Origin of the sequence: Pedobacter cryoconitis, from assembly GCF_014207135.1 — a bacterium.
GTDB classification, from domain to species: Bacteria; Bacteroidota; Bacteroidia; order Sphingobacteriales; family Sphingobacteriaceae; genus Pedobacter; species Pedobacter cryoconitis_D.
Window position 1 is genome coordinate 215,788 of record NZ_JACHCC010000009.1, and the last position, 26,311, is coordinate 242,098.

22 protein-coding genes and 6 tRNA genes are annotated in these 26,311 nt (G+C 40.6%); 11 read left to right on the forward strand and 17 right to left on the reverse strand.

Annotated elements, in window-relative coordinates; all coding sequences use genetic code 11:
* The first annotated feature begins 166 nt into the window (after positions 1-166).
* Both HDF25_RS17600 and HDF25_RS17605 read left to right on the forward strand, forming a co-directional pair.
* Positions 167-361: a hypothetical protein gene (locus tag HDF25_RS17600; protein ID WP_184627133.1), complete on the forward strand. Its 195-nt coding sequence runs from the start codon at positions 167-169 to the stop codon at positions 359-361.
* 94 nt (positions 362-455) lie between these two features.
* The gene (locus HDF25_RS17605) at positions 456-653 is read left to right on the forward strand and encodes a bacteriocin (protein WP_184627135.1); all 198 of its coding nucleotides are present in this window, start codon (positions 456-458) and stop codon (positions 651-653) included.
* Between the two features lie 66 nt (positions 654-719).
* Here the strand turns inward: HDF25_RS17605 and HDF25_RS17610 are convergent, their stop codons facing one another.
* From HDF25_RS17610 to HDF25_RS17630, 5 genes are read right to left on the reverse strand one after another with little or no spacing between them, the layout of a single operon-like run.
* On the reverse strand, positions 720-1,841 hold the full coding sequence (locus HDF25_RS17610; RefSeq protein WP_184627137.1) for a DUF3472 domain-containing protein: 1,122 nt from the start codon (positions 1,839-1,841) through the stop codon (positions 720-722).
* Between the two features lie 6 nt (positions 1,842-1,847).
* The gene (locus HDF25_RS17615; protein WP_184627139.1) at positions 1,848-2,903 is read right to left on the reverse strand and encodes a DUF5007 domain-containing protein; all 1,056 of its coding nucleotides are present in this window, start codon (positions 2,901-2,903) and stop codon (positions 1,848-1,850) included.
* Between the two features lie 21 nt (positions 2,904-2,924).
* Complete coding sequence (locus HDF25_RS17620) at positions 2,925-3,632, reverse strand: fasciclin domain-containing protein (RefSeq protein WP_260409401.1); 708 nt, start codon at positions 3,630-3,632, stop codon at positions 2,925-2,927.
* Between the two features lie 28 nt (positions 3,633-3,660).
* Positions 3,661-5,142 (reverse strand): RagB/SusD family nutrient uptake outer membrane protein, encoded by a 1,482-nt coding sequence (locus HDF25_RS17625; protein WP_184627141.1) that lies wholly within the window; start codon positions 5,140-5,142, stop codon positions 3,661-3,663.
* A 17-nt stretch (positions 5,143-5,159) separates the two neighbouring features.
* Complete coding sequence (locus HDF25_RS17630; protein ID WP_184627143.1) at positions 5,160-8,387, reverse strand: SusC/RagA family TonB-linked outer membrane protein; 3,228 nt, start codon at positions 8,385-8,387, stop codon at positions 5,160-5,162.
* A 392-nt stretch (positions 8,388-8,779) separates the two neighbouring features.
* Here HDF25_RS17630 and HDF25_RS17635 point away from each other — a divergent pair, with 392 nt between their 5' ends.
* From HDF25_RS17635 to HDF25_RS17650, 4 genes are all read left to right on the forward strand, one after another.
* Positions 8,780-9,208, forward strand: a complete 429-nt coding sequence (locus HDF25_RS17635; RefSeq protein ID WP_184627145.1) for a DUF417 family protein — start codon at positions 8,780-8,782, stop codon at positions 9,206-9,208.
* A 104-nt stretch (positions 9,209-9,312) separates the two neighbouring features.
* The gene (locus tag HDF25_RS17640) at positions 9,313-11,517 is read left to right on the forward strand and encodes an alpha-galactosidase (protein ID WP_184627147.1); all 2,205 of its coding nucleotides are present in this window, start codon (positions 9,313-9,315) and stop codon (positions 11,515-11,517) included.
* Positions 11,518-11,526: 9 nt separating this feature from the next.
* Positions 11,527-12,396 carry a helix-turn-helix domain-containing protein gene (locus HDF25_RS17645; protein WP_184627149.1) on the forward strand — a complete coding sequence of 290 codons (870 nt, stop codon included), beginning with the start codon at positions 11,527-11,529 and terminating at the stop codon, positions 12,394-12,396.
* 80 nt (positions 12,397-12,476) lie between these two features.
* Entirely contained in the window at positions 12,477-13,019 is a 543-nt protein-coding gene (locus HDF25_RS17650; protein ID WP_184627151.1) for a YbhB/YbcL family Raf kinase inhibitor-like protein, read from the forward strand.
* Between the two features lie 5 nt (positions 13,020-13,024).
* Here the strand turns inward: HDF25_RS17650 and HDF25_RS17655 are convergent, their stop codons facing one another.
* On the reverse strand, positions 13,025-14,305 hold the full coding sequence (locus HDF25_RS17655; protein ID WP_184627153.1) for an acetyl-CoA C-acetyltransferase: 1,281 nt from the start codon (positions 14,303-14,305) through the stop codon (positions 13,025-13,027).
* A 226-nt stretch (positions 14,306-14,531) separates the two neighbouring features.
* Here HDF25_RS17655 and HDF25_RS17660 point away from each other — a divergent pair, with 226 nt between their 5' ends.
* Both HDF25_RS17660 and HDF25_RS17665 read left to right on the forward strand, forming a co-directional pair.
* Complete coding sequence (locus HDF25_RS17660; protein ID WP_184627156.1) at positions 14,532-14,969, forward strand: hypothetical protein; 438 nt, start codon at positions 14,532-14,534, stop codon at positions 14,967-14,969.
* A 110-nt stretch (positions 14,970-15,079) separates the two neighbouring features.
* Complete coding sequence (locus tag HDF25_RS17665; RefSeq protein WP_184627158.1) at positions 15,080-16,441, forward strand: carbohydrate porin; 1,362 nt, start codon at positions 15,080-15,082, stop codon at positions 16,439-16,441.
* Between the two features lie 61 nt (positions 16,442-16,502).
* Here HDF25_RS17665 and HDF25_RS17670 read toward each other — a convergent pair.
* The 10 genes from HDF25_RS17670 to HDF25_RS17715 form a co-directional block, all read right to left on the reverse strand.
* Positions 16,503-16,574, reverse strand: a tRNA-Glu gene (locus HDF25_RS17670).
* Positions 16,575-16,614: 40 nt separating this feature from the next.
* Positions 16,615-16,687, reverse strand: a tRNA-Met gene (locus HDF25_RS17675).
* A gap of 222 nt (positions 16,688-16,909) precedes the next feature.
* A complete protein-coding gene (locus tag HDF25_RS17680; protein WP_184627160.1) occupies positions 16,910-18,451 on the reverse strand; it encodes an FAD-dependent monooxygenase in 1,542 nt (513 codons plus the stop codon).
* 40 nt (positions 18,452-18,491) lie between these two features.
* Complete coding sequence (locus tag HDF25_RS17685) at positions 18,492-19,304, reverse strand: helix-turn-helix domain-containing protein (RefSeq protein WP_184627162.1); 813 nt, start codon at positions 19,302-19,304, stop codon at positions 18,492-18,494.
* 12 nt (positions 19,305-19,316) lie between these two features.
* Positions 19,317-19,799, reverse strand: a complete 483-nt coding sequence (locus tag HDF25_RS17690) for a GNAT family N-acetyltransferase (RefSeq protein ID WP_184627164.1) — start codon at positions 19,797-19,799, stop codon at positions 19,317-19,319.
* Between the two features lie 262 nt (positions 19,800-20,061).
* The gene (locus HDF25_RS17695; RefSeq protein WP_184627166.1) at positions 20,062-20,445 is read right to left on the reverse strand and encodes a hypothetical protein; all 384 of its coding nucleotides are present in this window, start codon (positions 20,443-20,445) and stop codon (positions 20,062-20,064) included.
* A 454-nt stretch (positions 20,446-20,899) separates the two neighbouring features.
* Positions 20,900-20,971, reverse strand: a tRNA-Glu gene (locus tag HDF25_RS17700).
* Positions 20,972-21,015: 44 nt separating this feature from the next.
* A tRNA-Met gene (locus HDF25_RS17705) sits at positions 21,016-21,088 on the reverse strand.
* 44 nt (positions 21,089-21,132) lie between these two features.
* Positions 21,133-21,204 (reverse strand) — tRNA-Glu (locus HDF25_RS17710).
* Positions 21,205-21,242: 38 nt separating this feature from the next.
* Positions 21,243-21,318: transfer RNA gene (locus HDF25_RS17715), tRNA-Met, on the reverse strand.
* Between the two features lie 111 nt (positions 21,319-21,429).
* On the opposite strand from HDF25_RS17715, the gene era reads away from it, so the two are divergent.
* On the forward strand, positions 21,430-22,308 hold the full coding sequence (gene era, locus HDF25_RS17720; RefSeq protein ID WP_184627168.1) for a GTPase Era: 879 nt from the start codon (positions 21,430-21,432) through the stop codon (positions 22,306-22,308).
* A 46-nt stretch (positions 22,309-22,354) separates the two neighbouring features.
* A complete protein-coding gene (gene der, locus HDF25_RS17725; protein WP_184627171.1) occupies positions 22,355-23,656 on the forward strand; it encodes a ribosome biogenesis GTPase Der in 1,302 nt (433 codons plus the stop codon).
* A gap of 54 nt (positions 23,657-23,710) precedes the next feature.
* Here der and HDF25_RS17730 read toward each other — a convergent pair whose 3' ends face one another.
* The gene (locus HDF25_RS17730; protein ID WP_184627173.1) at positions 23,711-25,318 is read right to left on the reverse strand and encodes a S41 family peptidase; all 1,608 of its coding nucleotides are present in this window, start codon (positions 25,316-25,318) and stop codon (positions 23,711-23,713) included.
* A 185-nt stretch (positions 25,319-25,503) separates the two neighbouring features.
* Here HDF25_RS17730 and murQ point away from each other — a divergent pair, with 185 nt between their 5' ends.
* Entirely contained in the window at positions 25,504-26,310 is an 807-nt protein-coding gene (gene murQ, locus HDF25_RS17735) for an N-acetylmuramic acid 6-phosphate etherase (protein WP_184627175.1), read from the forward strand.
* The last annotated feature ends 1 nt before the right edge of the window (position 26,311 follow it).

Consider the following 26,311-nt stretch of genomic DNA (forward strand, 5'->3'; position numbering starts at 1 on the left):
CAAGTATTCAGACTAATACAACCCCATAAAGGCACATATTGCTAATTTGTCAATCTTATACTTTTATCCAAAATTGATTACTTTCGTTATAGTGTTTGGCCAACCTAGGCGTATCCTGAAAAGCCTTTAACGAGTAAGGAACTTAATTTATAATAATCCCCCTATTATGAAAAATTTGGAATTAAAAAACTTAGGTGTTCAGGAAATGAACACTACAGAGATGGCAACAATTGAAGGTGGTGGTATCATTGGAGATGCATGGACACTTATTGGTGGAATTGCTAATGTGGCGGGTACAGTTGTAAGTAATACAGCTAACTTTGCAGGCAATCTGTTAAAATTCATTTTAACATCGCTTTAAGCCATAATAACTCATTTGAAACCGTTATTCTGCTCTCGGGATAACGGTTCTTCTGCCTTGAAAAACATTCCTTTACCTAAAACTTATACTTCATATGAAAAATCTGGAATTAAAAAATCTGGGTGTTCAGGAAATGAACACCAAAGAAATGTCAACTATTGAAGGCGGTGGTGTCCTGGGCGATTTATTAGGAGGCCTCGTTAAAGAAGCACTCTTTATTACAACTGTGACAGTGGCAAGTACTGTAGCTTTCGTTAAACAACAGGTAGGTTATATCTTCGGATCACTGTAATCAGATTGATTAACGCTTTCAAACCGTTATACTGAAATTCAGTATAACGGTTTATCATTTATAAAATTAAGGTTTCAATTCTTCCAGTATTGTTTTCCTGACCGGCGACAGCTGTCCGAAAATATCGGTAATCTGCAAAGTAATATAGTAATTCTGCTTTTTAAGCTTAATATCTCTTACAGCAAGCCCCACATTGCTGATATCCGGATCTTTTGCTTTCAGACTGGCCAAAGGACTGCCTGAACAAGATTCATTATCAAAAATCTGAACCTCATAAGCTAACTGAGGTGTAGCAGTGGACAGTATGCTCCAGTTGACAAATATCTTTTTTTGCGAATGATCATAATAAGAAGACAGATCATATATTCCGGCCTGACTAATGATTCCGGGACGATCTTCCTGTTGTACTGCAAATTTATATTTCAGCTGGCCTGCTGCTGTTCCGCATGAGGTAACCTTTACCCCATCTTTACCAAAAGGCACCGCTTTCCAGGAACCTTCTCCGGCCTCCGCAACCAGTGTATCCGGTTTTAACCAGGTTTGATCTGCTGACAGCATCCAGTATGACTTATATACCGCTGTACGGGCCCGTTTTTTCTCATCCGCAAAATTCTCGAGAAAACTGCCCATGTCGCTATGTAACATAGCCTCTTTTTCAGGTACAGTAAAGGTTACAAAATGTCTGAATGCTTTTTCCTGATGATCAAATATCCAGTACCCTACCTGAGTGGTCGAATCGTTAACAGTCCATCGTCTGACAATATTGGTGTACCACTGGTTTGTTTTCCAGCCAAAATCAGCATGAGAGTGTAAACCCGTCCCTTCGCCACCAAATCCACCAATAAATGTAAGGGGATCTTTGTAAGCTGCAGTAATCTGCACCTTATTCGGAAAATCCCATATAGAAAATATGTTATTCGGTGCCCTTTTTTCATTCAATCCCGCTTTCTGAATTCCACAATACCCACCACTTTTACCAATTCCAAACTGAACAGTACAAGCGTAAGTATAGGGGGCTATACCATCCGCCGGTATCATTACATCAGCCATCATCAGTTCAGCCTTAACCTTCCCCATCTTTGTTGTTTTAACATAAGGGCCCCATTTCGGGCAGCTTTGCTGCCCGATGGCCTGAATAGAAAAAACAGATAGCAGTATCGCTGTAAATACAAATCTTGTCTTATACATCTAATTTTATTTTTTGGTTAATCTTAATTTCAGCTCATAGATATATTTACCAGGGCTGTATAATTTGGTATTAAAACGAATATTAATATTTACCGGATATTTATTCCAGGTACCATAAGGGAGTTGCTTAGGTGGGAACCAGTTTTTGGCATCGGCTGTGTCTATAGAGGCGATATACTGGCTATAAATCCGGTAGTAACAATTTAATCCGTTCGACTGTTTATCCCAATATACATCAGGGAAACGGGTCTGTGCATAATCGTATAAAACAGCGGTATCTGTAACTGTGGTCTTATAGGCGAAAGTACTCAGCGTTTTAAGAAAGGTATTCCCGCTCGGTCTTTGTTGTAAGGCCTGTCCAGGCAGAACTGAACCATTCTTATCCAGCACTTTTAAAACAATTTGATTTGGGGAGTTCGCGACCTTCCTGATGGTTAGGGTAGTATTTGTGGTTTGCCCCAGATCTGGATTTACCCATTGATCATCAAAAGGAAACCGTATTGAGGTTTCTGTCCCTGCTTTCAGTGCAATAAAATAAGGTGCATTTACATATTCGTACTGAACAGGTTTCGTCACCGAAATTGTATTGATGCCCAGGTAAGTTTTAGTACCGTGAGGATTTTCCACCTGCAAATCAACCAGGTAATCACCAACAGGAACATTTTCAGTTGCCTGAGTAATCAGGTACTGACCACTTACAGGCAGTACATTAAAAGGAAGCTTTTTCTGAATATCCCTTTTAGCATTAATTAAGGTAAGGGTCGTATCCGTTGTAGGATCATAGGCCGTTTTCCATATGGCTACGTCATATTCTTTAAAAAAGGATTCCTCCCTGATGCCCGTTTGTTTATTACGGATATTTAATAAAGTAATTTTGAAAGGTGGTGTTGAATTGTCCGGGATAATTCCATCGGTCAGCATAAATTGCCCCTGTATTACAGTTAATGGGTTAGCCGAATAACGTAAGTTATCGCTCAGATAACCTATTTGCGTCTTTTTACAAGACATGATCCCTGTAATCACCAACAGGATAAATAAACCTGATATTATATATTTTTTCATCTTCTTTGGTTTAATTTGAAATTATAAATGCTTAAATGTCCAGATATGCTTATTCTCCAGCACATGGACGACACCTGTATTAGTGATAATACCAGTGGTCTGGCAAAGCGTCTTAATATCCAGTAATTTTGGATCGCCGGAAGGATCTACTTTTGTTAGTCCGTCACCTGCAAGGATATCCTTAGCCCCCAGTATCTTATTCAGATAAATATACTGAGGCTTATTAGTGATGATTCCTGGTATAGTGTACTGATTGGCTTCCTCCAGAGAAACATCCAGCGATTCTCCTTTAGTTACAGACTGATAAGATGCCCCAATGCTGTTCAATCCGTCCCTTGTTATCTTCTGGGGGAAGAAATAGATCCCCATAGAATCTCTCAGCATCTGAGGAGAAAAATACTTGAACAAAGAATCCAGTGTATAATTAAGTCTCTCATCTTGTTTACGGGCCTCATCCCTCTTGGCATTCAGAAAATTATTGATCGCATAATTATTCGGCACAAAGAAAGTTCCCGGACTGTTAATCACGTCTTTCATTCCAGCTTTATCTATAATCAATAAAGTGGTATCAAACATTTGCCTTGGATTGGTTTTCAGGAAATCGTAGGTTGTCATATCCACCTTCTCTTTGCTCAGGCCACCATCTATAATGGCACTTTTTTTACAGGCACTCCCAAATAATACCAGCAGTATAGCGGTGATATATATATTACATTTCATCTTCTTCATTTTAATCTGTTTAATTATTTTACGAAAATTAATAGCGGCCTTTCCACCATTCATTCTGACTGATCAGGCTATTCGCATTAATAATGTCGTTATGAATCGGCCATAACCATCCCTTTTTACTAAACCGGTCTTTAGTCATCCAGGAAGGATAAAAACCACTTCCATCCGTTCCGTAACTTCTGCTGTTCCTGATGATATCAAAATAGTTCTGACCTTCACCAATCAATTCTCTTCTGCGTTCTAACAGAATATCGCGTTTCAACAGAATAGAAGAACTTGAAAGTTGCGCTACGCCTGCCCTGTCCCTGATCTGGTTGACAGCAGTAAGCGCTTCACCATCCCTTCCCAGTGCATTTAAAGCTTCGGCCCTTAACAAAATAAGATCAGCCAGCCTGAAAATGATCAGATTACTCTCGGCCCGCATATCATACTTACCTCCAGAACCAACATTCTGTATATCAGCATATTTCATCAAATTAGGTTTAAGGTCAGCCGTATTTCTATAGGCCACAAATTCTTTTTTCCTGGCATCATCCGGTGTATATAAATTATCCAGGGCAGAAGGCAGTAACCAATAAGTAGGATTGGCATTTGGCATCCCATTGACAATGTCACTGCTGACCGTCAGAAAAGCTATTGTACCACTGCTGCTCGATTCATTATTTGCATATTTTGACGGGATGACCAAAATATTCTCCATAGAACTGGTATTACTGAACACCTGTCGGATAGTTCCTTTTGGTTGTAAATTAAAAAGATCGGCCCTGTTCAGCAGTGAATCAGTGTACAAAACTGTTTTTGTATAATCGTTTGTCCAGGCAGAAGCATGGGCCAGTAATGCCAGTGCGGCTCCTTTACTCGCTCTGATCCTCTGATTTTCATTTAACCCTTCCCAGGTTAATAAAGAAGAAGCCTTGGCTGCATCACTAATAATCTGATTCATAATCAGCTTTTCATCTGTTCTGCCAATTAATTTCACCTGATCAGCTGTCGTAACAGCGGTAAGTTGTAAAGGCAGATCGCCCCAAACCCTGGTCATGTAGAAATAAGACAAGGCACGTAAAAAATAGGCCTCCCCCAATAAATAATTTTTGCGGCCCGCAGCAAATTTGGAGTCGGGAATTGTATTTGTTTTCTCAATAATCAGATTGGCTGAGCTTACGATCTGATACCAGTTGATCCAGTTATGTGCTCCTGTCTGTCTGTAAGAGACCGTAAAATCTCCTGAAGTATACATACCGGATACATTGGTATCATCAGAATTAAAGACACCTACTGGACCATCTCCCCATAGAAAAAAGCAGTTATCCTGAAACATACTTTTCCGTAAAAGTGCGTAGCCACCCAGGACAGCACCATCTACGTCTTTTTCATTCTGCCAGAACGTATTCTCATAAGTTGCATTTACCAGATTATTCTCCAGTGCCTTCTTACATGAAAACGTAAGACTGCTCAAAAGCATTAGCAATCCAATTGCTAACACCCTGTATTTTAAATTGAATATCTTCATTTCGTTGCTATTAATAATTAAAATCCTACCTGAACACCAACTGTATATTTTGTCGGAATCGGATAACCATCACCGTAATCATAACCCATACCATCTACGCGCTCGGCATCAACACCCGAGAACTTCTGAAAAATATGAAGGTTATCAATTGTACTGTATAAGCGCAGATTATCGATCTTAGCCGCCTTCATCCAGCTCGATTTCTTAGCATCAAATGAATAGCTGAAGCTGACATTTTTGATCCTTACATACCAGCCTGGTTCGACAAACAGAGATTGTCCTACACGCCAGGCATATAATCCCATATAAGGATTTAAAGCAGGATAAGTTGCCTGGTCACCTGGCTTACGCCAGTAATTATATTGGCTGATATCCGAAATAGAGGTTTTGGCAAATGCTTCCGGGTCTCCATAAAACAATCCATTGGAAAGTCTTTGCGCCAGCGTATTATTAACTATCGTACGACCAAACGTAAAAGTGGTCAGTATTTGCAATGAAAAACCCTTATATCTGAAGTAGTTAGTCAGACCACCGGTAACTTTCGGGTTCGGGTCACCATAAAATGTCATATCATTCTGACCGGCATTATCAGAGATATAATAATCTCCGTTGGTATCACGCCACTTAGGATACCCTAATTGCATGGTTCCCCATTTGGTCGCTCCTACTGCCCCTGTATAAGGATTGACCAGCAAATCACCTTTTGAATTGATCACTCCATCATTGATATACATATAGTACATATTCAATGGTTTACCAACAATATAAACAGAGGTTCTACCACTGCCATCGGTATAATATAAGTCCCTGTTTCCATTGGGTAATGCAGTGACCATATTTTTATTAAAGGCCAGGTTGATGGATGGTCTCCATTCAAAATCCTTCCCTTTAATTGCTGTTCCCATCAGATTAATCTCTATCCCCGAGTTTCTGACACCAGCCGCATTGGTAAATGTATTCTGATAACCTGAATACTCCGGTATTGCGATACTCAGCATCTGACCCGTTGTATTTCTGGTGTAAGCATCGAAGGTAAAATTCAACCGGTTTTTGAACAGGACAACATCCAGCCCGAGATTTAACTCGTCTGATCGCTGCCAGGTAATATTATCATTCGTAATTCCTCTGTAATCAGGAATAACCACTGTTTTTCCACCGTAACTGGTGGTTGTAGAACCATTAAAATCAGCAGTATAGGTATAAGCATTGTAACGGGAATTATCCCCGATACTACTCTCATCACCGGCACGTCCCCAGCTTGCCCTGACCTTTAATTCATCAATCCAGCTGTATTTTTTAATAAAATCTTCGTTAGAAGCCAGCCAGCCTACAGACACCGCCGGAAAATATCCCCATTTATTATTTTTACCGAAGCGGGATGAAGCATCTGCGCGATAAGAGGCATCAATTAAATACTTACTATCGAAATCATAATGTGCAGCTCCCAGGTAAGATAATTTAGCATAGGTAGATAAATCAGTTGAACCACTCAACTTACCTACAGGTATTCCTGCAACAACCTTGATGTTATCATTAGGCACCCCGCTTCCATAAAAATCAGAGCCTTCATTTCTGCGGCTCTCAAACTCCTGGACAAAAGTTGCCGTCAGGTTATGTTTTTTGGCCAGAGTTTTAGTCCATATCAGATTATTCGTCAGAATGTATTTTTCTCTGAGGTTAGAGATAGATTCGGCATACCCCAGACCATCATCCTGTAAAAATGAGGGTGAAGAATAATCCTGTTTTGAAGTGGAATAACTTACCGCTGCCCGGGTGCTCACTCTAAAATCTTTCAGAAAAGTCAGTCTCAATTCACCGCTTCCTGTCAGATCATTATTGATATTATCATTGCGTTTATAAGAATATGGATTAAGTGCAGCATCCCTGTCTACCCCAGAGAATTCCAATAGAGAAGAAGGCATAGAAATCGGATTGATCTTAAACAGGTTCCTGTAATTATTATAAGATGGTTGTTCCGATCCTACCAGACGTTTACCGTTTGAAGCACGTAAACTGGTAATCAGTTCCAGGTTTTTATTAAAATTGATCCCAACATTACTGTTAAACGAATAACGCTTAAAACCAGTGTTGATAATTACTCCCTTTTCGTTATACATACCTGCACCAATACGGTAATTAACTGCTTCGGATCCTCCCGAAACAGAAACGTCATAATTTTGTACAGCACCCGACTGATAGAATAAACTCTGATAATCATTGTTATTATTAAAAGCCGGGTTCAAACTATCAGTCAGCATCTGAGGGACCTGATTACGCAACTGAAGATTGTTTCCATAATTGTAGATCAGATCCATTTTCTGCCTCCGTTCTGCCGCACCAATCAATGTTGCGACCTCTCTTGGTTTTGGGATGTATCCCTGGTAGGTATTAAAGCTTATTCTCGGCGCCCCTAATTTGCCACGTTTTGTCTTGATCAGAATAACTCCGTTAGCCGCTCTGGATCCATACAGTGCAGCGGCTGATGCATCCTTCAGCACATCGATAGACTCTACATCATTAGGATTTAAACTTGCCAGGAAATTGGTCCCCGTTGCATCAAAGGCCTTAACTTCATCATCCCCGATAGGAATCCCATCTATCACATACAAAGGATTACTGTATAAATCATCAGTATTAAAACTAGCCGAAGACATTGGGATTTTTGTATTCCCCCTTACCACCAATGAAGTCTTTACTCCCGGCTGCCCGCTAAAGTTCTGCACATTTACCCCTGGAAGTTTCCCTTGTAAAAGCACATCGACACTTGCCGCCGGCAGATTTTCGATATCCTTACTGGTTATACTCGCTATTGCTGCCGTAGTTTTTTTACGGTCAATGCTGCCATAACCTGTAACGATCACCTCGTTCAGCGCATTCTGATCTTCCTTTAAGATAACTGATAACTGCGTCTTTCCATGAACAGCAACTTCCTTATCTACAAAACCTATCATTCTGAAAATAAGGACATCGTTGTCATCTACGTTCAGTTTAAATGCACCATTTGCATCCGTACTGATCATTGCATTCTTTTTCCCTTTTACATACACAGTTACGCCAGGCAAAGGAACACCTTCTGCATCCTTTACAACGCCCTGAACAACTATTGGTAAAACTGATGGTGGTTGCGAAATCCGTTGGAATTTACGGTGCAACGTGTGGAGAGGCTTGCTATTTGAAGTGAGGTTAATGCCCAGTAGCACCAACAACACAAAGCAAGCCTTAATGAAAGGTAAATTACACTTCATAAAGTTTAGTTTTTGGTTAGGTTTTTTAAAAATCAAGCGGAGGTGGTTCTCTCTTTGCTTACACTTAAGGTATTGACATACAACACAGTTAATGAAATATTTAGCTGCACAAACGCTTGCATAAAATCTCATTTAAATCAAAAAAACAGACATTTTTACCATCTATTATTATAGATATAATAGAATACATAAACCCACAAGAAATCAGCGTGAAATATTTTCAGATTGTCATCAGTTTGCCATTAAATTTTCGCACAAACGTTTGTATCAGTTATACTAATAATAACTGGGCTCAAATATTACCCCTTTTTTCTTGTAAGGTATTCTGTAAGCAAACGACAAAGAGGTATGAGAAAGCTCATAGCCAAACATTAATTTATAAATCAAAAAAAATGAAAACCAACAAATCAGGATACCTTTTAGGTGTAATTGCAACCATCGTCGTTTTATTATGGATCGGCATCTTAAAATTTACCCCCTCCGAAGCTAAAGCTATCCAACCGCTGGTAGCAAACAGCTGGTTAATGAGCTGGTTATATCAGATTTTCTCTGTTCAGATGACTTCTGTCTTAATCGGAATTTTCGAGATCGTTACCGCCTTATTGCTGATTGCCTCCTTCTGGAACGCAAAAGCCGGCAGAATTGCAGGAATATTGACGATTATTATTTTCGCTTCCACCCTGAGTTTCCTAATCAGTACACCCGGTACCTGGAAAATGCTGGACGGTGTTCCGGTAACAGATTTCTTCCTGGTCAAAGACCTTGCATTTCTGGCCATCGGCATTCAGGTTCTCAACCAGTCAGGCGCAGAAAAAATTTAACAATCAATTGAATAACGCTAAATCATTTTATAGTAACTATCAAAAAATCAACAATTTATTTTTAATATTTATCTTTCTATATTCGTCAGACCAGATATTAAAATATGAAGAGAATACTAGTTATTATATTGCTGTTCCAGGCAAGTTATCTTTTAGCACAAGACAAAATTTCGACCTTACCCCTATGGAAAGACACAGAAGAAACAGGTAAAAAACAGGACTGGCTGATTAATTCTACAGATAAAAACGCCGAAATATATCGCAGTGCCGATAGTAAGGATATTATATTAACCAATGGCTTATTAAAACGCAGTTTCCGCATAGAACCTAACCTGGCCTGTATTGATTTCAGTAACCGGAGTAGCAACCAGCAGTTTATCAGAGCTGTTACTCCGGAATCAAGAATAATGATCGATGGAAAAAGCTATAATATAGGTGGTCTGTATGGCCAGAAACAGAAAGCCTATCTGCTGAATAGCTGGGTAGATTCTCTATCAGCCCATCCGGAAGATTTCATTTTCAAATCATATAAAATCTCTCCTGTCAAGCCTTATGTCAACTGGAAAACACCTGTAAAACAGTGGGTAGCTAATCCAAAGCAACCAGCTGGCAAGATGCTTACATTTTCTTTTGAGTCCCCTCTGCCTCTTCTCAAAGGAATTATAGTGAATATAAATTATGAATTATATGATGGTATTCCGTTGCTGTGTAAATGGCTGAGCGTCGAGAATAAAAGTCAGAAAACCATCAGACTTGACCAGGTTATCAATGAGGTGATGGCGGTTCATGAAGAGGAATCTTCTGTGGACGGCAATCCTGCTGATATTAAAAAACCTCATGGATTATATATTGAGAGTAATTACGCTTTTAACAATTCTATGAACGCCCGTTTATCTGATCAGACTACACACTGGAATATAGATACCACCTATACTTCGCAGGTGAACTATAATCTAAAAACACCTTGTCTGCTGGAAGTTTATCCACCCATTGGGCCTGGTGTTGAACTGAATCCGGGTAATACTTTTAAATCCATCCGGACAAATGAACTTCTTCTGGATAGTTATGACAGAGACAGAAATGGCCTGGCCCAAAGAAAAATGTATCGTAAGATAGCCCCCTGGTCTACTGAGAACCCAATTTTCCTGCATTTAATTTCTGTTGATCCGAAAATTGTAAAAACAGCTGTTGACCAATGTGCAACCACCGGTTATGAGGCAATTATTCTAAGTTTTGGAAGTGGCATCAATATGGAAGATGTCTCACAGGAAAATATTGCTAAAATTAAAGTCCTGGTCGATTACGCACACAGCAAAGGGATATTAATGGGTGGATATTCCCTATTCTCCAGCAGAAGGATCAATGATGCGGAGGATGTGATTGACCCTAAAACAGGAAAAGCTGACGTGAATGCAATGTTTGCGCATGCTCCCTGCCTGGGTTCAAACTGGGGACTGGCTTATCTTTCCCATATCAAAGAATTTATAAAAAAGACAGGGCTGGACATATTAGAGCAGGACGGTCCTTATCCTGGTGACGTCTGTGCTTCGACGAAACATCCGGGTCACAAAGGACTGGAAGATTCTCAATGGGCGCAAATGGAGTTACAAAAAGGTATATTCCGCTGGTGCAGCGAGAACGGTGTTTACGTGAATGCCCCGGACTGGTACTTCCTTGACGGGACTAATAAAATAGCCCTTGGTTATAAAGAAACAAATTTCAAACTACCCCGGGAGCAACAGGTTATCCTGAACCGTCAGAATATATATGACGGGACCTGGGAAAAAACACCTTCCATGAGCTGGGGTTTTGTCCCCTTAACTGAATATGGAGGCGGTGATGCCCGATCTACCTTAGAACCTCTTGCTGAACACCTCGATTCGTACGAAAATCTGATGATGCAATATTACGGGTCCGGCATACAGGCTTGTTACCGCGGCCCCAGATTATATGATACAGATCAGACCAAAGCCTTAGTGATCAAGGTAATCAGCTGGTATAAGCAATACCGTAGTATTCTCAACTCAGACATCATTCATCTTCGCAGACCTGACGGAGGAGACTGGGATGGAATCCTTCATGTTAATCCTCAGAATAAAGAAAAGGGGTTGGCGATGTTGTATAATCCTTCGACAGAAAAAATAACACGAAAAGTTGTACTGCCATTATATTACACCGGGCTTACCAGCAAAGTCACCATCAGAGAGAAGGAGGGAAATGCCAGAACATATACTATAGACAGAAACTATAATGTAACTTATGAAGTAACAATTCCTGCAAACGGATATACCTGGCTGGTGATCGAATAAAATCAGATTATGAAATACTTTACCCTTCCGGAAGATTTACTAGAGAATACACAACAACATAAAGACCCAATTTATATTTTAGATTACCGGACTTCAGTAAACAGCATAAAGACAAGGATAACTTTTAAGCATAATCTTTTCAGTTTTTTGATTGAGGGAGATAAGGTCATCAATTATCCTGGTTTTGGCAGACAGATCGATAATTCTCAATTTCTGTTGTTGCCCTCCGGCAATTGCCTGATGACAGAAAAGATTACTTCTGCTGAAGGTAATTACAGAAGCATCCTATTCTTTTTTGATAATAAAGTGCTTGGAGATGTTTTTATTAAATATCCTGATATTTTGAAAAGCGTCAGTTCTGTATCTCTCAGAAATACCTTCCTGGTTTTTCAGCATGATGATTTCCTGAATAACTTTGTCAACTCCTTAAATCTGATGCTCAACTCAGGGCAGCACCGGAATCCTGCAATGCAATTACTGAAACTGGAGGAACTGATTCTGCATCTCTGCACACAGTACCCTACTCAGATTTTGTCTTTAAGAGATGCCTTGCTTGGTTATAATGAAGGCCTGGAGATCAGTAAGGTTATGGAGGCTAATCTGGAGAATAATCTCACCGTAGAGGAACTGGCTTTTCTCTGTAATATTAGTATTTCGACCTTCAAGAGACGCTTTACAAAGATTTACAATACATCGCCAAACAAATGGTTGCTGACTAAAAGAATGGAGCATGCCGCCAGGCTGTTACAGAAAGGGGATAAAGCAAGCGATATCTATTACAGATTAAATTATGAAAATTTATCCAGCTTTATTGAGGCCTTTAAACAAATCTATGGAATAACTCCAAAGAAATACCAGACCAGAAACATGAACGTTTAGCCGTATTTTTTGAGCTTTCTGCCCTACCAGTCCGGGACCTTGTCAGCTTAAATTTGAATCATAATCTCAATTAAAAAATTATGAAGAAGATCATGACAGTTATAGCAGCGGGACTGCTGTTTCACAGCGTTACATTTGCCCAGACATTTACCTTAAAAAGCAATGAATTAGGTGGACAGCTCAATCAGAAACAATATCTCAATGGCATGGGTTATACTGGTGAAAATCAATCTCCACAGTTAAGTTGGGCAAACGCACCCAGCGGAACCAAAAGTTTTGCGGTTACCATGTATGACCCCGATGCACCTACAGGAAGTGGTTTCTGGCACTGGGTCATCTTTAATATTCCGGCCAATGTAAATGAATTAAAATCAGGGGCCGGCGATCCGGATAAAAATGAAAGTCCTGCCGGAGCCATACAAAGTATTACCGATTACGGCAAACCCGGATATGGCGGTGCAGCACCAAATCCCGGACCGGCTCACCGATATATAATTACAGTTTACGCTTTAAATAAAGTACTCGACCTGGATAAAAATGCTTCGCCTGCATATATAGGCTATAATATGTATCTATCCACTTTGGCCAAAGCCTCCCTGTTGGTTTACGGTCAGAAACAATAAAGGGTTTATCTTTCCAGAATGACAGTAGCACCCATCCCGCCTGCTGCGCAGACAGAAAGAAATCCCCGGCCACTACCCTTTTCATATAACAACTTGGTTAGGGTAGCTAAAACACGTCCTCCGGTAGCAGCAAAGGGGTGCCCTGTGGCAATGCTGCTCCCATTTACATTTAATTTACTGCTGTCAATCCTTCCAAATGGTTCACTGAATCCAAATTCCCTGATCAGTTCAGGGCTTTCCCATATTTTAAGTATTGCCAGTACCTGTGCTGCAAAAGCTTCATGGATTTCATAGAAGTCAAAATCCTGGAGGCTTAATCCCGATTTTTTAAGCATCCTGTCAGCAGCATAAACAGGTGCGAGTAAAAGATTTTGTTTATCCCTGATATATTCAATACCCGAAACTTCGGCAAAAGTGAGATAAGCCAGAACTGGCAGCCCCTGTTCTTTAGCCCAGGCTTCACTTGCTAATAAAATACATGATGCCCCGTCAGTTAACGGTGATGAATTCCCAGCCGTAAGTGATCCATGCTGCTTATCAAAAGCAGGCTTTAATTTTGACAGTTTCTCCAGACTGGTATCCCTGCGCATATTATTATCCTGATCTAAACCCAGATAAGGACTTAACATCCCGTTAAAAAAACCACGGTCATAGGCAGCTGCCAGGTTCTGATGGCTTTTCAGTGAAAATGCATCCTGATCTTCCCTCGAAATCCCATAATACTTAGCTGTAATCTCTGTATGTTCACCCATGGATAAACCAGTGCCAGGCTCCATATTCATAGGCGCAACAGGTCTGAAGTCATTGGGACGAATCTTTGAGAACTCATTTAATTTCTGTCCGAACGTTTTTGCCCTGCGTGCCGCGAGTAAAATCTTACGTAGTTTTTCGCCCAGAACCAGTGGCGCGTCACTAGCTGAATCAACACCACCTGCTATTCCAACTTCTATCTGACCCAATGCTATTTTATTGGCGATATAAATTGCAGTTTCAATACCAGTGTTACAAGCCTGCTGAATATCACAGCCTGGCGTTCTCTGGTCCAGAGAAGTCTTCATCACACATTCCCTGGTTAGATTCAATAAGGTACTGGGTTTGATTACAGCTCCCGCAGCTACCTCGCCGATGAGTTTACCCGCCAAAGCATATCTTTCTATCAATCCGTTCAGCGCAGCAGTTAACATTTCCTGATTACCTGCTGTCGTATAAATAGTGTTATGACGGGCAAATGGAATACGGTTGTATCCTACTATTGCTACTTTTCTTGATTCCTGATTACTTAGCATAGCTTATCGTTCTGGTTTCGAATAATACAATTTACAGCTAATAAAGTTCTTCTGACGGAAAACCCTGCATTATTCTAATGAATTTATAATTTAATTATAAGTCTCCTCTAACGGCCCTTCCCAATCATCCTTTTTACTTTTGTACCATCAAATTATGGTAAGCAATTATCATTTATTAATCTAATTAAAATGGACACAGGCCCGAGTTATAGATATCCAGAAAAATATGCTTTTCCAACTACCAATATGGTCATCAGGAAGTGCAAAGTGGTTATTGCTGTATCCCGGCAAACCATTATACTTTGTCCTTCAGCCAGCAGCAACTCATAAAACTGCCAGGAAAGCATTCTATTATCTATATTTTTTCAAACCGGGTAACCAGCCCAGCCAGCTTACCATTTCCAATAATTCCCAGGACATATTCAATTGTCCCGGCATTTCTTGTTATCAAAATATTTTTCAACAATTATTAAAAAAGGAGGACGCCATGAAAGCACTCAAAAAACAAAAAAAAGCTCTTGATCAGAAAAATCAGGACCCGAAACCAGTTGCTCAAAAACAACTGGATCAAAGAAACCATGTTTACTATAGTAACACGATGTCCTTCAACCTGGCCTGTCTGGATGTGTACTATCAGCTATATGGTGATCACATTATTGATTGATTAATCACAAATACAAGACAATTTCCGCTCCGCACAGGAGGAAAAAGCTCTCATCCTCCTGTGTTTTCACCTATTTAATTCTATTCGTTTATTTATTTCACACCTTTATTATGCCTAAAGCGCTACTTATTTTAATTGTTCTCTTTTTTACCGCCAGTTTTACATATGCTCAGGACACCAATGGCATAAACCCAGATTCTACTATAACTTCTAAAAACTGGACATTTCATTATCAGTCTACTGCCATCAAACAATTTCATAGCGCTCATCATTTTAAATATGCAGGAGCATTCAGCCTGGATAGCAATAAGGAAGCTAATTTATCCTTAACAGCAACGATATTTATCGGCAGAAGACTCTGGAAAAATGCAGCTATATTTTTTGCTCCTGAAATCACAGGAGGAAGTGGTTTTTCCGCCACTCATGGTATTGCCGGGTTTCCTAATGGGGAAATCTACCGGGTAGGCAGCCCTGCACCTGTACCTTTTACATCCAGGGTATATTTTCAACAGACCTTTGCCTTAAAGGGCAGTGGATATTCTCAGCAGGAAGACGCTGCAATGCGGCTTCGTGGGGCAATCCCTGATTCCAGAATCACAGTTAACATAGGTAAATTCTGCCTGGCCGATTTTTTTGATGATAATACCTATAATCACGATGCCAGATCACAATTTATGAACTGGTCAATGATGGCCAACGGCGCCTGGGATTTTGCTGCCGACACAAGGGGATACACATCAGGCCTGGAGATCGAACTGATCAAACCAAAATATGCCATTAAATTTGCCTTTACACAAATGCCAAAACAGGCCAATGCCATGAAAATGGACTGGGATTTACTGAAGACCAATGCAATGGCCCTGGAGTTCTCTACAAAATACAAACTATTTGCTGAACCGGGAGTTATCAGGATTACCGGCTATAGGAACAGCGGCCGTGCACCTAAATATAAAGATGCGACCCAAGGCTTATTACGAGGAGATAGTACACTGGCCAGTATAATTAACGGATCAACATTAGGAACAAAATTTGGGGGTATCAAATATGGTTACGGGATCAATATAGAACAACCTGTGATCAAAAATATAGGTGCATTTGCCCGTTATGGCTGGAATGATGGAAAAACTGCTTCCTGGGCATTTACCGATATCGATGAGACCATCCAGTTAGGTATTAATGCCTGCGGTAAACTATGGGGCAGACCCGATGATGCATTTGGTCTGGCTGTTTCTTCAAATGGAATAAGTAAAGATTTCCAGGCCTATCTGAAAGCAGGCGGATCAGGCATTATTATAGGGGACGGAAACTTAAATTATGGACGTGAGCAAGTTTTTGAGACTTTCTACAATGCAAGACTCTGCACTAATCTATCTTTATCTGCTGACTATCAACTGATCTTAAATCCAGCTTACAATATTGATCGCAAGGGTCCAATCAGTATCCCGGGGATAAGAGCTCATATTGAATTCTAAGTTATTCAGAAAATACAGGACAAAAAAATAAGGCGTTGATTACTCAACGCCTTATTTTGTGTAGCCCGTAGGGGAATCGAACCCCTATTTCCAGAATGAAAATCTGGCGTCCTAACCGGTAGACGAACGGGCCATTTTGAAACGACTAATCTCTAAAGACCATGTTTCTCAGGTAGCGGGGACCAGACTCGAACTGATGACCTTCGGGTTATGAGCCCGACGAGCTACCAACTGCTCCACCCCGCACTATATTTTCTATACCTTCCTGGTATGTATTGTCAATGCTTTGTTTTACACATATCCTGTAAAACCTGAGGTGCAAAGATAGAAAAAGCGAAGGTAAATCCAACATAAATTACACTTAACCAACAGATATCACCATAAGTAATTCCAAATGAGGTGAATAAAATTCAAAAAACATTTAAATACCGACAAATCTGTTCACCAAACAACAGAAATATGAAGTAATTAATCCCTGATCCCCGAATTACAAACAAACCAGCGGGCAGCAGTTTTTCGAAGTTCGCTGTAATCAGGGGTATGATCAGAAGCCCAGGCAACACACCCATCAGGGCGTATCAATAAAGCATTAAGTCCTAATTGTTCTTTCGCCCGAGCTGAAACATACTTGATTTGATCACTATATTCAGCCGCCAGATTTTTGAGTGAAGCATTCCTGTCAAAATCAAGCAGTATCCCCTGGCCATCGTGCATTAACTCACCAATTTTCGTACCGTCTCCGAACTCAAAATTGGGGACACTGTGGCCTGTCAGAGGATGGTCGCCACCGAGATTATAATGCGTATGGACACCCCACACCCGTCCAGCCATGTAGGTGGCACCATCGCGTGTATCCATCAGGTCGCGGATAATTGCATACAGTGCATGGGTAGCCGGGCCAGGTTTCATAATCTCAACCTGGGCACGTGACCAGTCCAGTACCTGCGCACCAATTGGGTGCCGTTCGGTATAATAACTATCCAGCAGATTTTCGGGAGCTTTCTTCTGTATTATTGCGGCGAGTTTCCAGCCAAGGTTCATTGCATCACCCAACCCAAGGTTAAGCCCCTGCCCTCCCAATGGCGCATGAATGTGTGCGGCATCACCGGCTAACAATACCCGTCCTTTGCGGTAAGTTGTGGCTTGTCGTGCGCGGTCAGTCCAGGTGGTTGCGATATGCAGAGTACTAATAGTCACATCAGTTTTCGAGATGCGGCGTAACACCTCCTGCACATGCTCAAGTGTGATTGGCTTTTGTTCACCATGGAATGCCCCACCATCAAAGTCTTGTATCATCAGGTAACCCGGTTGCGATTGCAGGTACATACCTCTGGGTGTTACGTTTCGGCCTGGGTTGAGTTTCTCCGGGTCGGCAATGTCAACCCGGGTAGAGTAGCCGGTAAACTCCGGCTCAGTGCCTGCAAAATCAAAACCAGCCGTCTTGCGAACAACACTGCGGCTTCCATCGCAACCCACAAGCCATTTACCTTTAAAAGACTGATCGTCTGACTGAACTGTTACCCCGTCCTCAGTTTGATGAAACCCAGTCATGGCAAACCCACGCTTAATCTCTACACCCAGAGATTCTGCACGACGGGCCAGCACTATTTCAAGCTCCTGCATTTCAGAAATCAGACTGGTCTGTGTCGAGCCTGCCAGGCGATACTTCCACTGTGAGGTGTCAATATCCCCCTCATGAAATGGAATGCCCGCGAAATGTCCAACCTGACGGCGTGCCCCTTCTCCGCCATTCTGGTGAGGGCTTTTAAGCCGCTTGTGCACCTCAAGTTCTTTGAGTAAACCACGGCGGTAAAGTGTTTCAATAGTGGGTGCAGAGAGCCCCCGTATCCCAAAAGGAAGTTGCTTTAATGGCGAGTGTGGATCTTCCGCCTTTTCCAGTATCAGGACTGAACACTTGGCCAGGGCCAGTTCACAGGCAAGAAACAGACCTACCGGCCCTGCGCCGGAAATGATTATATCGTAAGTAAAATGATTTTGTGTAGATTTCATATATAATGATTGTGACACAAAATTCTGGAATACTGCCGTATTAGGCTTGTATAAACGCGACAAAATCGTTGCTTTGTTTCTCCTTCTTTGCTTTTCGCCCAAATGCCGCCGGCGTAACACCACTATAGCGTTTGAATTCCCTGCTGAGATGAGATTGATCTGTATAACCAAACTCATGGGCTAAGGCTGCAAGGTTAGCATCCGGATCAAGCCATAATTGATTCCGTACCTGCTCAAACCGTATCAGACCAGATACATCTTTAACAGTATAACCAGAAGACTGTTTGAATTTCCTTTCTAAGGTACGAACCGTCGCATGAGCCGCCGCTGCCACCTGACTTACCGGCATAGTGCCTTTTGCTTCTCTCATTGCTGCACCCGCCTTGAATAACATACTGTTAGCAGCAACCTGCGACTGTGCATTCAAAAAATACTGTTTCACCTCGGCCAGCGCCTCATCTATCCTGCCGGCTTCCATCAATTGCGCCAGGATGGGTTGAAGCTGAGCGATGGGATGCTCAAATATATACACTCCATTTTTACCGGAAGGCAAGCCCAGCAAATCGAACACTGTCCAGGGAAAACACCTGACACCAATGATTTCTAACCGGTTTTTCGCATAAAAAAGAACAGGCTGATCGAGTAAGCCCATCATAAATGGCGATGGCAATGCCTTTAAACTTCCATTAGAAGAAATACTGCAGCCGCTTCCGAAATGAAAAATAATTTCGGCATAACCATCAGGTTGTACCTCAAACCCCGATTGCTCTTCTCCGGAATCTCTTCTGTTGTACCAAAAGCACTTAATGGTATCCCTTAGCTCTTCAGGAGGTTCAAATTCTTGATGATGCATCGAATGTTATTGCTAGCTTAGCTTATAAATAAATTCTTCTATTTCTGCCTGTCGGGCATTGGCAAAACCCTTGTCAGTCCCAATTTTCACAAAACCACAATTCTCTAAGACCCTTTGTGACCCTAAATTATCAAATGCAACACGTCCGAAAACGGGCCTGGTATTTTCAATAGCCATCAAGTTTTTAAGTGCTTTTGTTGCGATACCTTTACCCCATTCTTTTTTGTCAATCCAATAGGTAATCTCTGCCTCACCCTCTATTTCAAACTTTGCGACACTTCCAACGATAATATTATTCATCATAATTGTCCGCATATTGATGGTCGGATCAGTCAGGAATTTTGTATATTTCTGAAGATAGGCTATTTTGTCCGTATGGTTTTTCGGCGTAAAAGCAGCTAAATAGTTTGCTTCACTGTCCAGCTGAAAGATGAAGAAGGTATTTAAATCAGAAATCTCTGTCTTCCGCAATATTATTTCATCATTATATATCATTCCCTTACTTTAAGTTTTTCTGTCAGTAATAATTTTGAAAAGCAGCGGATGAATTAAAACAGTCGTAGTTGTACGCTCGTCTTACATTACTGGCAACTCTTAAATATACAAAATCAACTTCTTAGTTTTCATCTGTTTATATTTATTGTTTTTGCACCTCATGTTTAGATTGAGCTTCTAAATTAGAATATTCTCGCTTAACAAGCTTATCATATATTAAGAGGCATAAAACCTACAAAGTCCGAACTTTTTCGAAAGTGATTTAATCGAAGTCGTCTTTTGATAGTATCCAAAACTCACCTTTTCCTTCATCAAATAAAAAATAGGCTACGAAAAATCCTAAAATATATCCATTCCAATCCATTGTTGATTTATATACTCTAAAATCTTCATAACGTCTTTCGGTAATAATGTCGATAAATTCTACCGCCATCTCTTTTGTTTCTGAAGCAGAATATTCCCACCTGCAGTACACGCTACCTTGAAGGGCTAAATCAGCAATTTCGCCATCCAGCTTTAAAGGGTTTATTTCTTCAAATAGATTTACACTAAATTTATCAAGGATATCGTTGTGTTCATCCAGATAGGTGAAACCACATTCTCCATCAATAGTCGATATTTTTTCTAAACTTTTATTTTTTAACAAATGGAAAATAACCTCATTTATTTGATGCTGCTCATAATCATACTGAATAATCCCTTCGTTAGTCTGACGTAATTTTCCATGATTATAAACTTCAATTGGCTCTATCCTGAATAAAGGTATAGCCTTCTTAAATTTTTCAAATTCTTTACATGTATATCACGAAAAAACAGGTACACCATTATATCTGTCTTTAAATCGCTGAAAAAAAATTGTTCGGACAGCAGATTCATTACTCAATTTAATAAATTGAGTATTTTGAACTAAATCAATTATCTCAGATCGGTTAATATTCGGATAAGTATAGAGCGCTTTTCTTAACATCTTAAATAGTTTGGAACAAACTAAATGTAGAAATTCTGGCAGTAAATAAAAAAGCCTTCAGAAAAATCTGAAGGCTTTTAATATTTTTTTTTAATACTCTCCAATGCTTATCCCATGGACGGGAGAGTTTTCGTAGCCCGTAGGGGAATCGAACCCCTGTTTCCAGAATGAAAATCTGGCGTCCTCACCCCTAGACGAACGGGCCTCAAATTAAAGCGCTTAAACTTTTCAATTTAAACGCTTTCCAGGTAGCGGGGACCAGACTCGAACTGATGACCTTCGGGTTATGAGCCCGACGAGCTACCAACTGCTCCACCCCGCACTATGTGTTAATTAAAAACGCTAGCCTAAACTAGCGTTTCATTGTAGCCCGTAGGGGAATCGAACCCCTATTTCCAGAATGAAAATCTGGCGTCCTAACCGGTAGACGAACGGGCCATTTTAAAGCTGAGCCATTTGCATGTCAGACTTCTCTATGGTAGCGGGGACCAGACTCGAACTGATGACCTTCGGGTTATGAGCCCGACGAGCTACCAACTGCTCCACCCCGCACTATTTATCAAAATAAAACGCATAAAGATTAAATCTTCCTTTGTTTTAAATTGGTCTGCAAAGATATATTTCGTTTCTTTGCAATGCAAATTTATTTTAAAAAAAAATTCAATGTCGCATAAAGCAGGTTTTGTAAGCATAATAGGAAAGCCAAATGTTGGTAAATCCACGTTAATGAATGCTCTGGTGGGGGAAAAGCTATCGATTATCACACCGAAGGCCCAGACTACCCGTCACCGTATTTTAGGAATTGTCAACGAAGAAAATTCTCAAATTGTTTTTTCTGACACTCCCGGCATCATAAAACCTCGTTACGGACTACAAGATTCTATGATGAATTTTGTTAAAGGTGCACTAAGTGATGCAGATTTAATTTTATTTGTAACAGACATTAATGAACAGCATGATGAGAATGATGTACTGGAAAAAATAATCAATACGACCATTCCTATGATTGTGCTGATCAACAAAATTGACGGGGCAACACAGGAGCAGGTAGAAGAAAAACAAGCTTACTGGCAGGAACTGCTGAAGCCTAAACATATCTATGCGATCTCTGCATTACATAAATACAATTTAGATGGTATCATGGAAAGAGTACTCGAATACCTTCCTGAGCATCCACCCTATTATGATAAAGAAGATCTTACAGATAAGACACAACGTTTTTTCGTATCTGAAATCATCAGAGAGAAGATCTTCAATAATTATCAGAAAGAAATTCCTTATAGTACAGAAGTAGTGATTACCTCTTTTAAAGAAGAAGAGAAGATCACCAGGATCAGTGCAGAGATTATAGTAGAGCGTGATTCCCAGAAAAACATCCTGATTGGCAAAGGCGGTTCAATGCTGAAAAGAGTTGGTACTGAAGCACGTAAGGATATTGAGAAATTTTTAGATCAGAAAGTATTCCTTGAAACCTTCGTAAAGGTACTTCCTGACTGGAGAAGTAAAAAGAACTATTTAAAAAGTTTCGGGTACGAAAATTAAACCTACCTTTGCAACCCCTTAATAATTAATACAATTCACAAAACACATGAGTAACATTATCGCAATCGTCGGAAGACCAAACGTAGGCAAATCGACCCTTTTTAATCGCTTAACAGAAAGTCGTAAAGCAATTGTTGATGATTTCAGTGGTGTGACACGCGACCGTCATTACGGCACTGCCGAATGGACACACAAACAATTTACTGTAATCGATACAGGTGGTTATGTAGCTAATTCTGAAGATCTGTTTGAAGCAGCCATCCGTGAGCAGGTGGTTATTGCGATCGAAGAAGCATCCGTTATCCTGTTTATGGTAGACGTAATCACTGGAATTACAGATTTGGATGATGAAATAGCCCAGCTATTACGCCGCAGCAAGAAACCCGTTTTTATCGTTGTAAATAAAGTAGATAATACATCATTGGAAAATGATGCAGCTGTATTCTACGGATTCGGATTAGGAGAGATCTATTCAATTTCTTCTATGACAGGTTCGGGTACAGGTGATTTACTGGATGAAGTGATCTCTCACTTTGAAGATGACGTAGTTGAAGAAAATGCTTTACCAAAACTGACCATAGTCGGCAGACCAAATGTGGGTAAATCTTCCCTGATCAATGCCTTAATGGGCCAGGAAAGAAACATTGTTACCCCTATTGCTGGTACAACAAGAGATTCAATCCATATTCACTACAATCAGTTCGGACATGAATTTATGTTCATTGACACAGCCGGACTTCGTAAGAAAACAAAAGTAAAAGAGAACATCGAGTTTTATTCCGTTATGCGTACTATTAAAGCCCTTGAAGAGGCTGATGTAGTATTACTAATGGTTGACGCGGTCGAAGGTTTAGAGTCGCAGGACGTGAATATTTTCCATTTAGCAGAGAAAAACAAAAAAGGTATTGTGATCCTGGTTAACAAGTGGGATCTGGTTGAGAAAGATAACAAAACAATGAAAGCTTTCGAAGAACAGATCCGCACAAAATTACAGCCATTCACAGATGTACCAATTGTGTTTACTTCAGTATTGAGTAAACAACGTATTTTCAAAGCCATTGAAGTAGCACTGGAAACATTCAAAAACAGAGGTAAGAAAATTCCTACTTCAAAACTGAATGATGTCATGCTGCCGATCATTGAAAAATATCCGCCGCCAGCACTAAAAGGAAAATATATTAAAGTAAAATACGTGACGCAGATCAATGCGACTTCACCGATGTTTGCTTTCTTCTGTAACCTGCCACAGTACATCAAAGAGCCTTACAAACGTTTCATTGAAAATAAATTACGTGAGCACTTCGATTTTTCAGGAGTGCCGATCCAGATTTATTTCAGACAGAAATAGAGCAAAAAAAACCTGTTTAATCAAATAAACAGGTTCTACAAAATGACAGTATAGTTATTGCATACTAGAAATAGCCTGCTTAACCATACTGTCATTTAAGTTTAAAGCCTTATAATAACCGGCTTCCCCTAAATGATATTTGAAAAGAAGTGCTTTCAGGTCGTTGTAGATCACCGGTTTCGCAGCCTGTAATTGCTTAGGATCAATCACAATATTCTTAGCCTGAATATATTTCACAAAGTCCTTATAATCTGTCTCACTGATCGTAAAAGTAGCCAGGTTCTGCTCCAGGTATGCTGCATTGTAGCGGTTAGCCAGAATATCAAATACATAATCAAAAAGCACCTTTTTAGTCAGCAGTGAGCTATACAGCTTATTCATCCCCGTGGTATCCATTTTCACATAGATATCCGGTTCTATACCACCACCGGCAAAAACTTTTTTTCCTGATCCGGTTGTAAATGCCAGGTTTCTGCGCAGACTGTCTTTCGAAGCAACCGGTTTATCAGTAAGCTCACCGTCATTATAACGGTCATCGATCTCATTCTGATAGGCCGTATATCCTTTCTTATAAGACTTCTGAATACTCCGGCCCAGCGGTGTGTAATATCTTGCAATAGTCAGGTTCAGCGCCGAACCATCTCCAAAAGGAAACTGTTCCTGTACCAGGCCCTTTCCAAAAGAGCGGCGTCCGATAATTATCCCCCTATCCAGATCCTGAACTGCACCAGCCAGGATTTCACTTGCTGAAGCCGTATTCTCATTGATCAGTACAGCCAGTTTACCATTTTCAAACTCCCCTCCCCCTGTCGCAATATAATCTGTACGCGGTTCATGTTTACCTTCGGTGTACACAATCAATTTATTTTCCGGAAGGATCTGATTGGCCAGACCTGTCGCGGCAGTCAGGTACCCCCCACCATTGTCCCGCAAGTCCAGAATAAGTTTCTTCATTCCTGCTGCTTTCAGTGTTTTTACCGATTCCACAAAGTCCTTATCTGTATTTGCGCCAAATTCACTGATCCTGATATAGCCGGCATCTGCATTGATCATATAAGCAGCATCAATACTGCTGACACTCACACGGCCGCGTTTCACATTCAGTAAAACCGGATGTACTGCACCAGCGTGTAAAATTACCAGTTGTACAGCAGTCCCTTTCTTCCCTTTAATCCTGCCGATCATCTTATCCCTGGTGAGATGTCTTCCACTCACCTGAAGTGTGTCGATTTTCAGAATTTTATCCCCTAATTTCAGGCCAGCCATTGCAGCCGGTCCGTCTTTGATTACATTAGTGACCAGCAGTGTATCCTTAAGAATGTAGTACTCAATTCCAATGCCTTCAAAATTACCTTCCAGTAAATCTGACTGCGCATTTGCTTTGACTGGCGGAAGATAGACACTATGCGGATCGAGCTTATGTAAAAGGCTGTCGATTTCAAGATGACTTAAGGTGTCTGCATTAATCTCATCCACATAATTCTTATTGATCAGATTGATAATTTCATCTACTTTATCAGAGTTCTTATCTACAAACTGAACATGACGTTCAAACGTGAAACCCTGATCCTTTAAAAACTTATAACCCAAGAACATACCACCTATTAAAGTAACAGAATAAGTGACAGCAATAAATAGATTTTTACGGGTAGTTGGTTTCATGAAATAGCAGTTGCACAAAGTTATGAAATTACACTAAGAGTTTAACCTATACAGAATTATAATTGTTTCATCTTTTTATCATAAACCACGATGTTTATAAATATCCGGTCCTATTTCCGGCCGATTTACATTCATAATTTCCCCATTAGAAAGAAATTGCCGATTTTTATCAAAAAACAAATAATATGATACGCATCACCGAACAAGAATCAAAATACCATGATATTGATCAGATGGAAGTAATTGAGATTCTGAGGGGAATAAATAACGAGGATAAAACAGTTCCTTTAGCAGTAGAAAAGGCTCTGCCTCAGATTGAAAGACTGGCCAGTGCTATAGCAGAAAAGATGAAAAGCGGAGGCAGATTATTTTATATCGGTGCAGGTACCAGTGGCAGATTAGGTGTACTGGATGCTTCCGAATGCCCGCCGACCTTTGGCGTTCCTGCCGATCTGGTGGTTGGCCTTATTGCCGGAGGTGATGAAGCACTCAGACGCGGGATAGAAAATGCTGAAGATAACCAGACGCAAGCCTGGAAAGACTTAGAAAAATTCAATATAGATTCTGGTGACAGCCTGATTGGCCTTGCTGCATCCGGCACCACTCCATACGTAATTGGTGGCCTGTTAAAGGCAAGAGAAAACGGGGTGCTGACCGGTTGTATTATCTGTAATGAAGGTGGCCCGGTAGTAGAAGCAAGTGATTTCCCGGTCGAAGTAGTTGTTGGACCTGAATTCTTAACAGGATCTACCCGCATGAAATCGGGGACGGCACAAAAGCTAGTACTGAACATGCTGAGTACTACTGTGATGATCCGGTTGGGACGAGTTAAAGGAAACAGGATGGTTGATATGCAATTAACCAATTCAAAACTCGTTGACAGAGGTACACAGATGGTGATGAATGAACTTCATATCGGCTATAAACAGGCTGAAGATCTCCTGATCCGTTACGGAAGCGTCAGAAAAGCTGTGGAGGCCGGTAATAAATAAA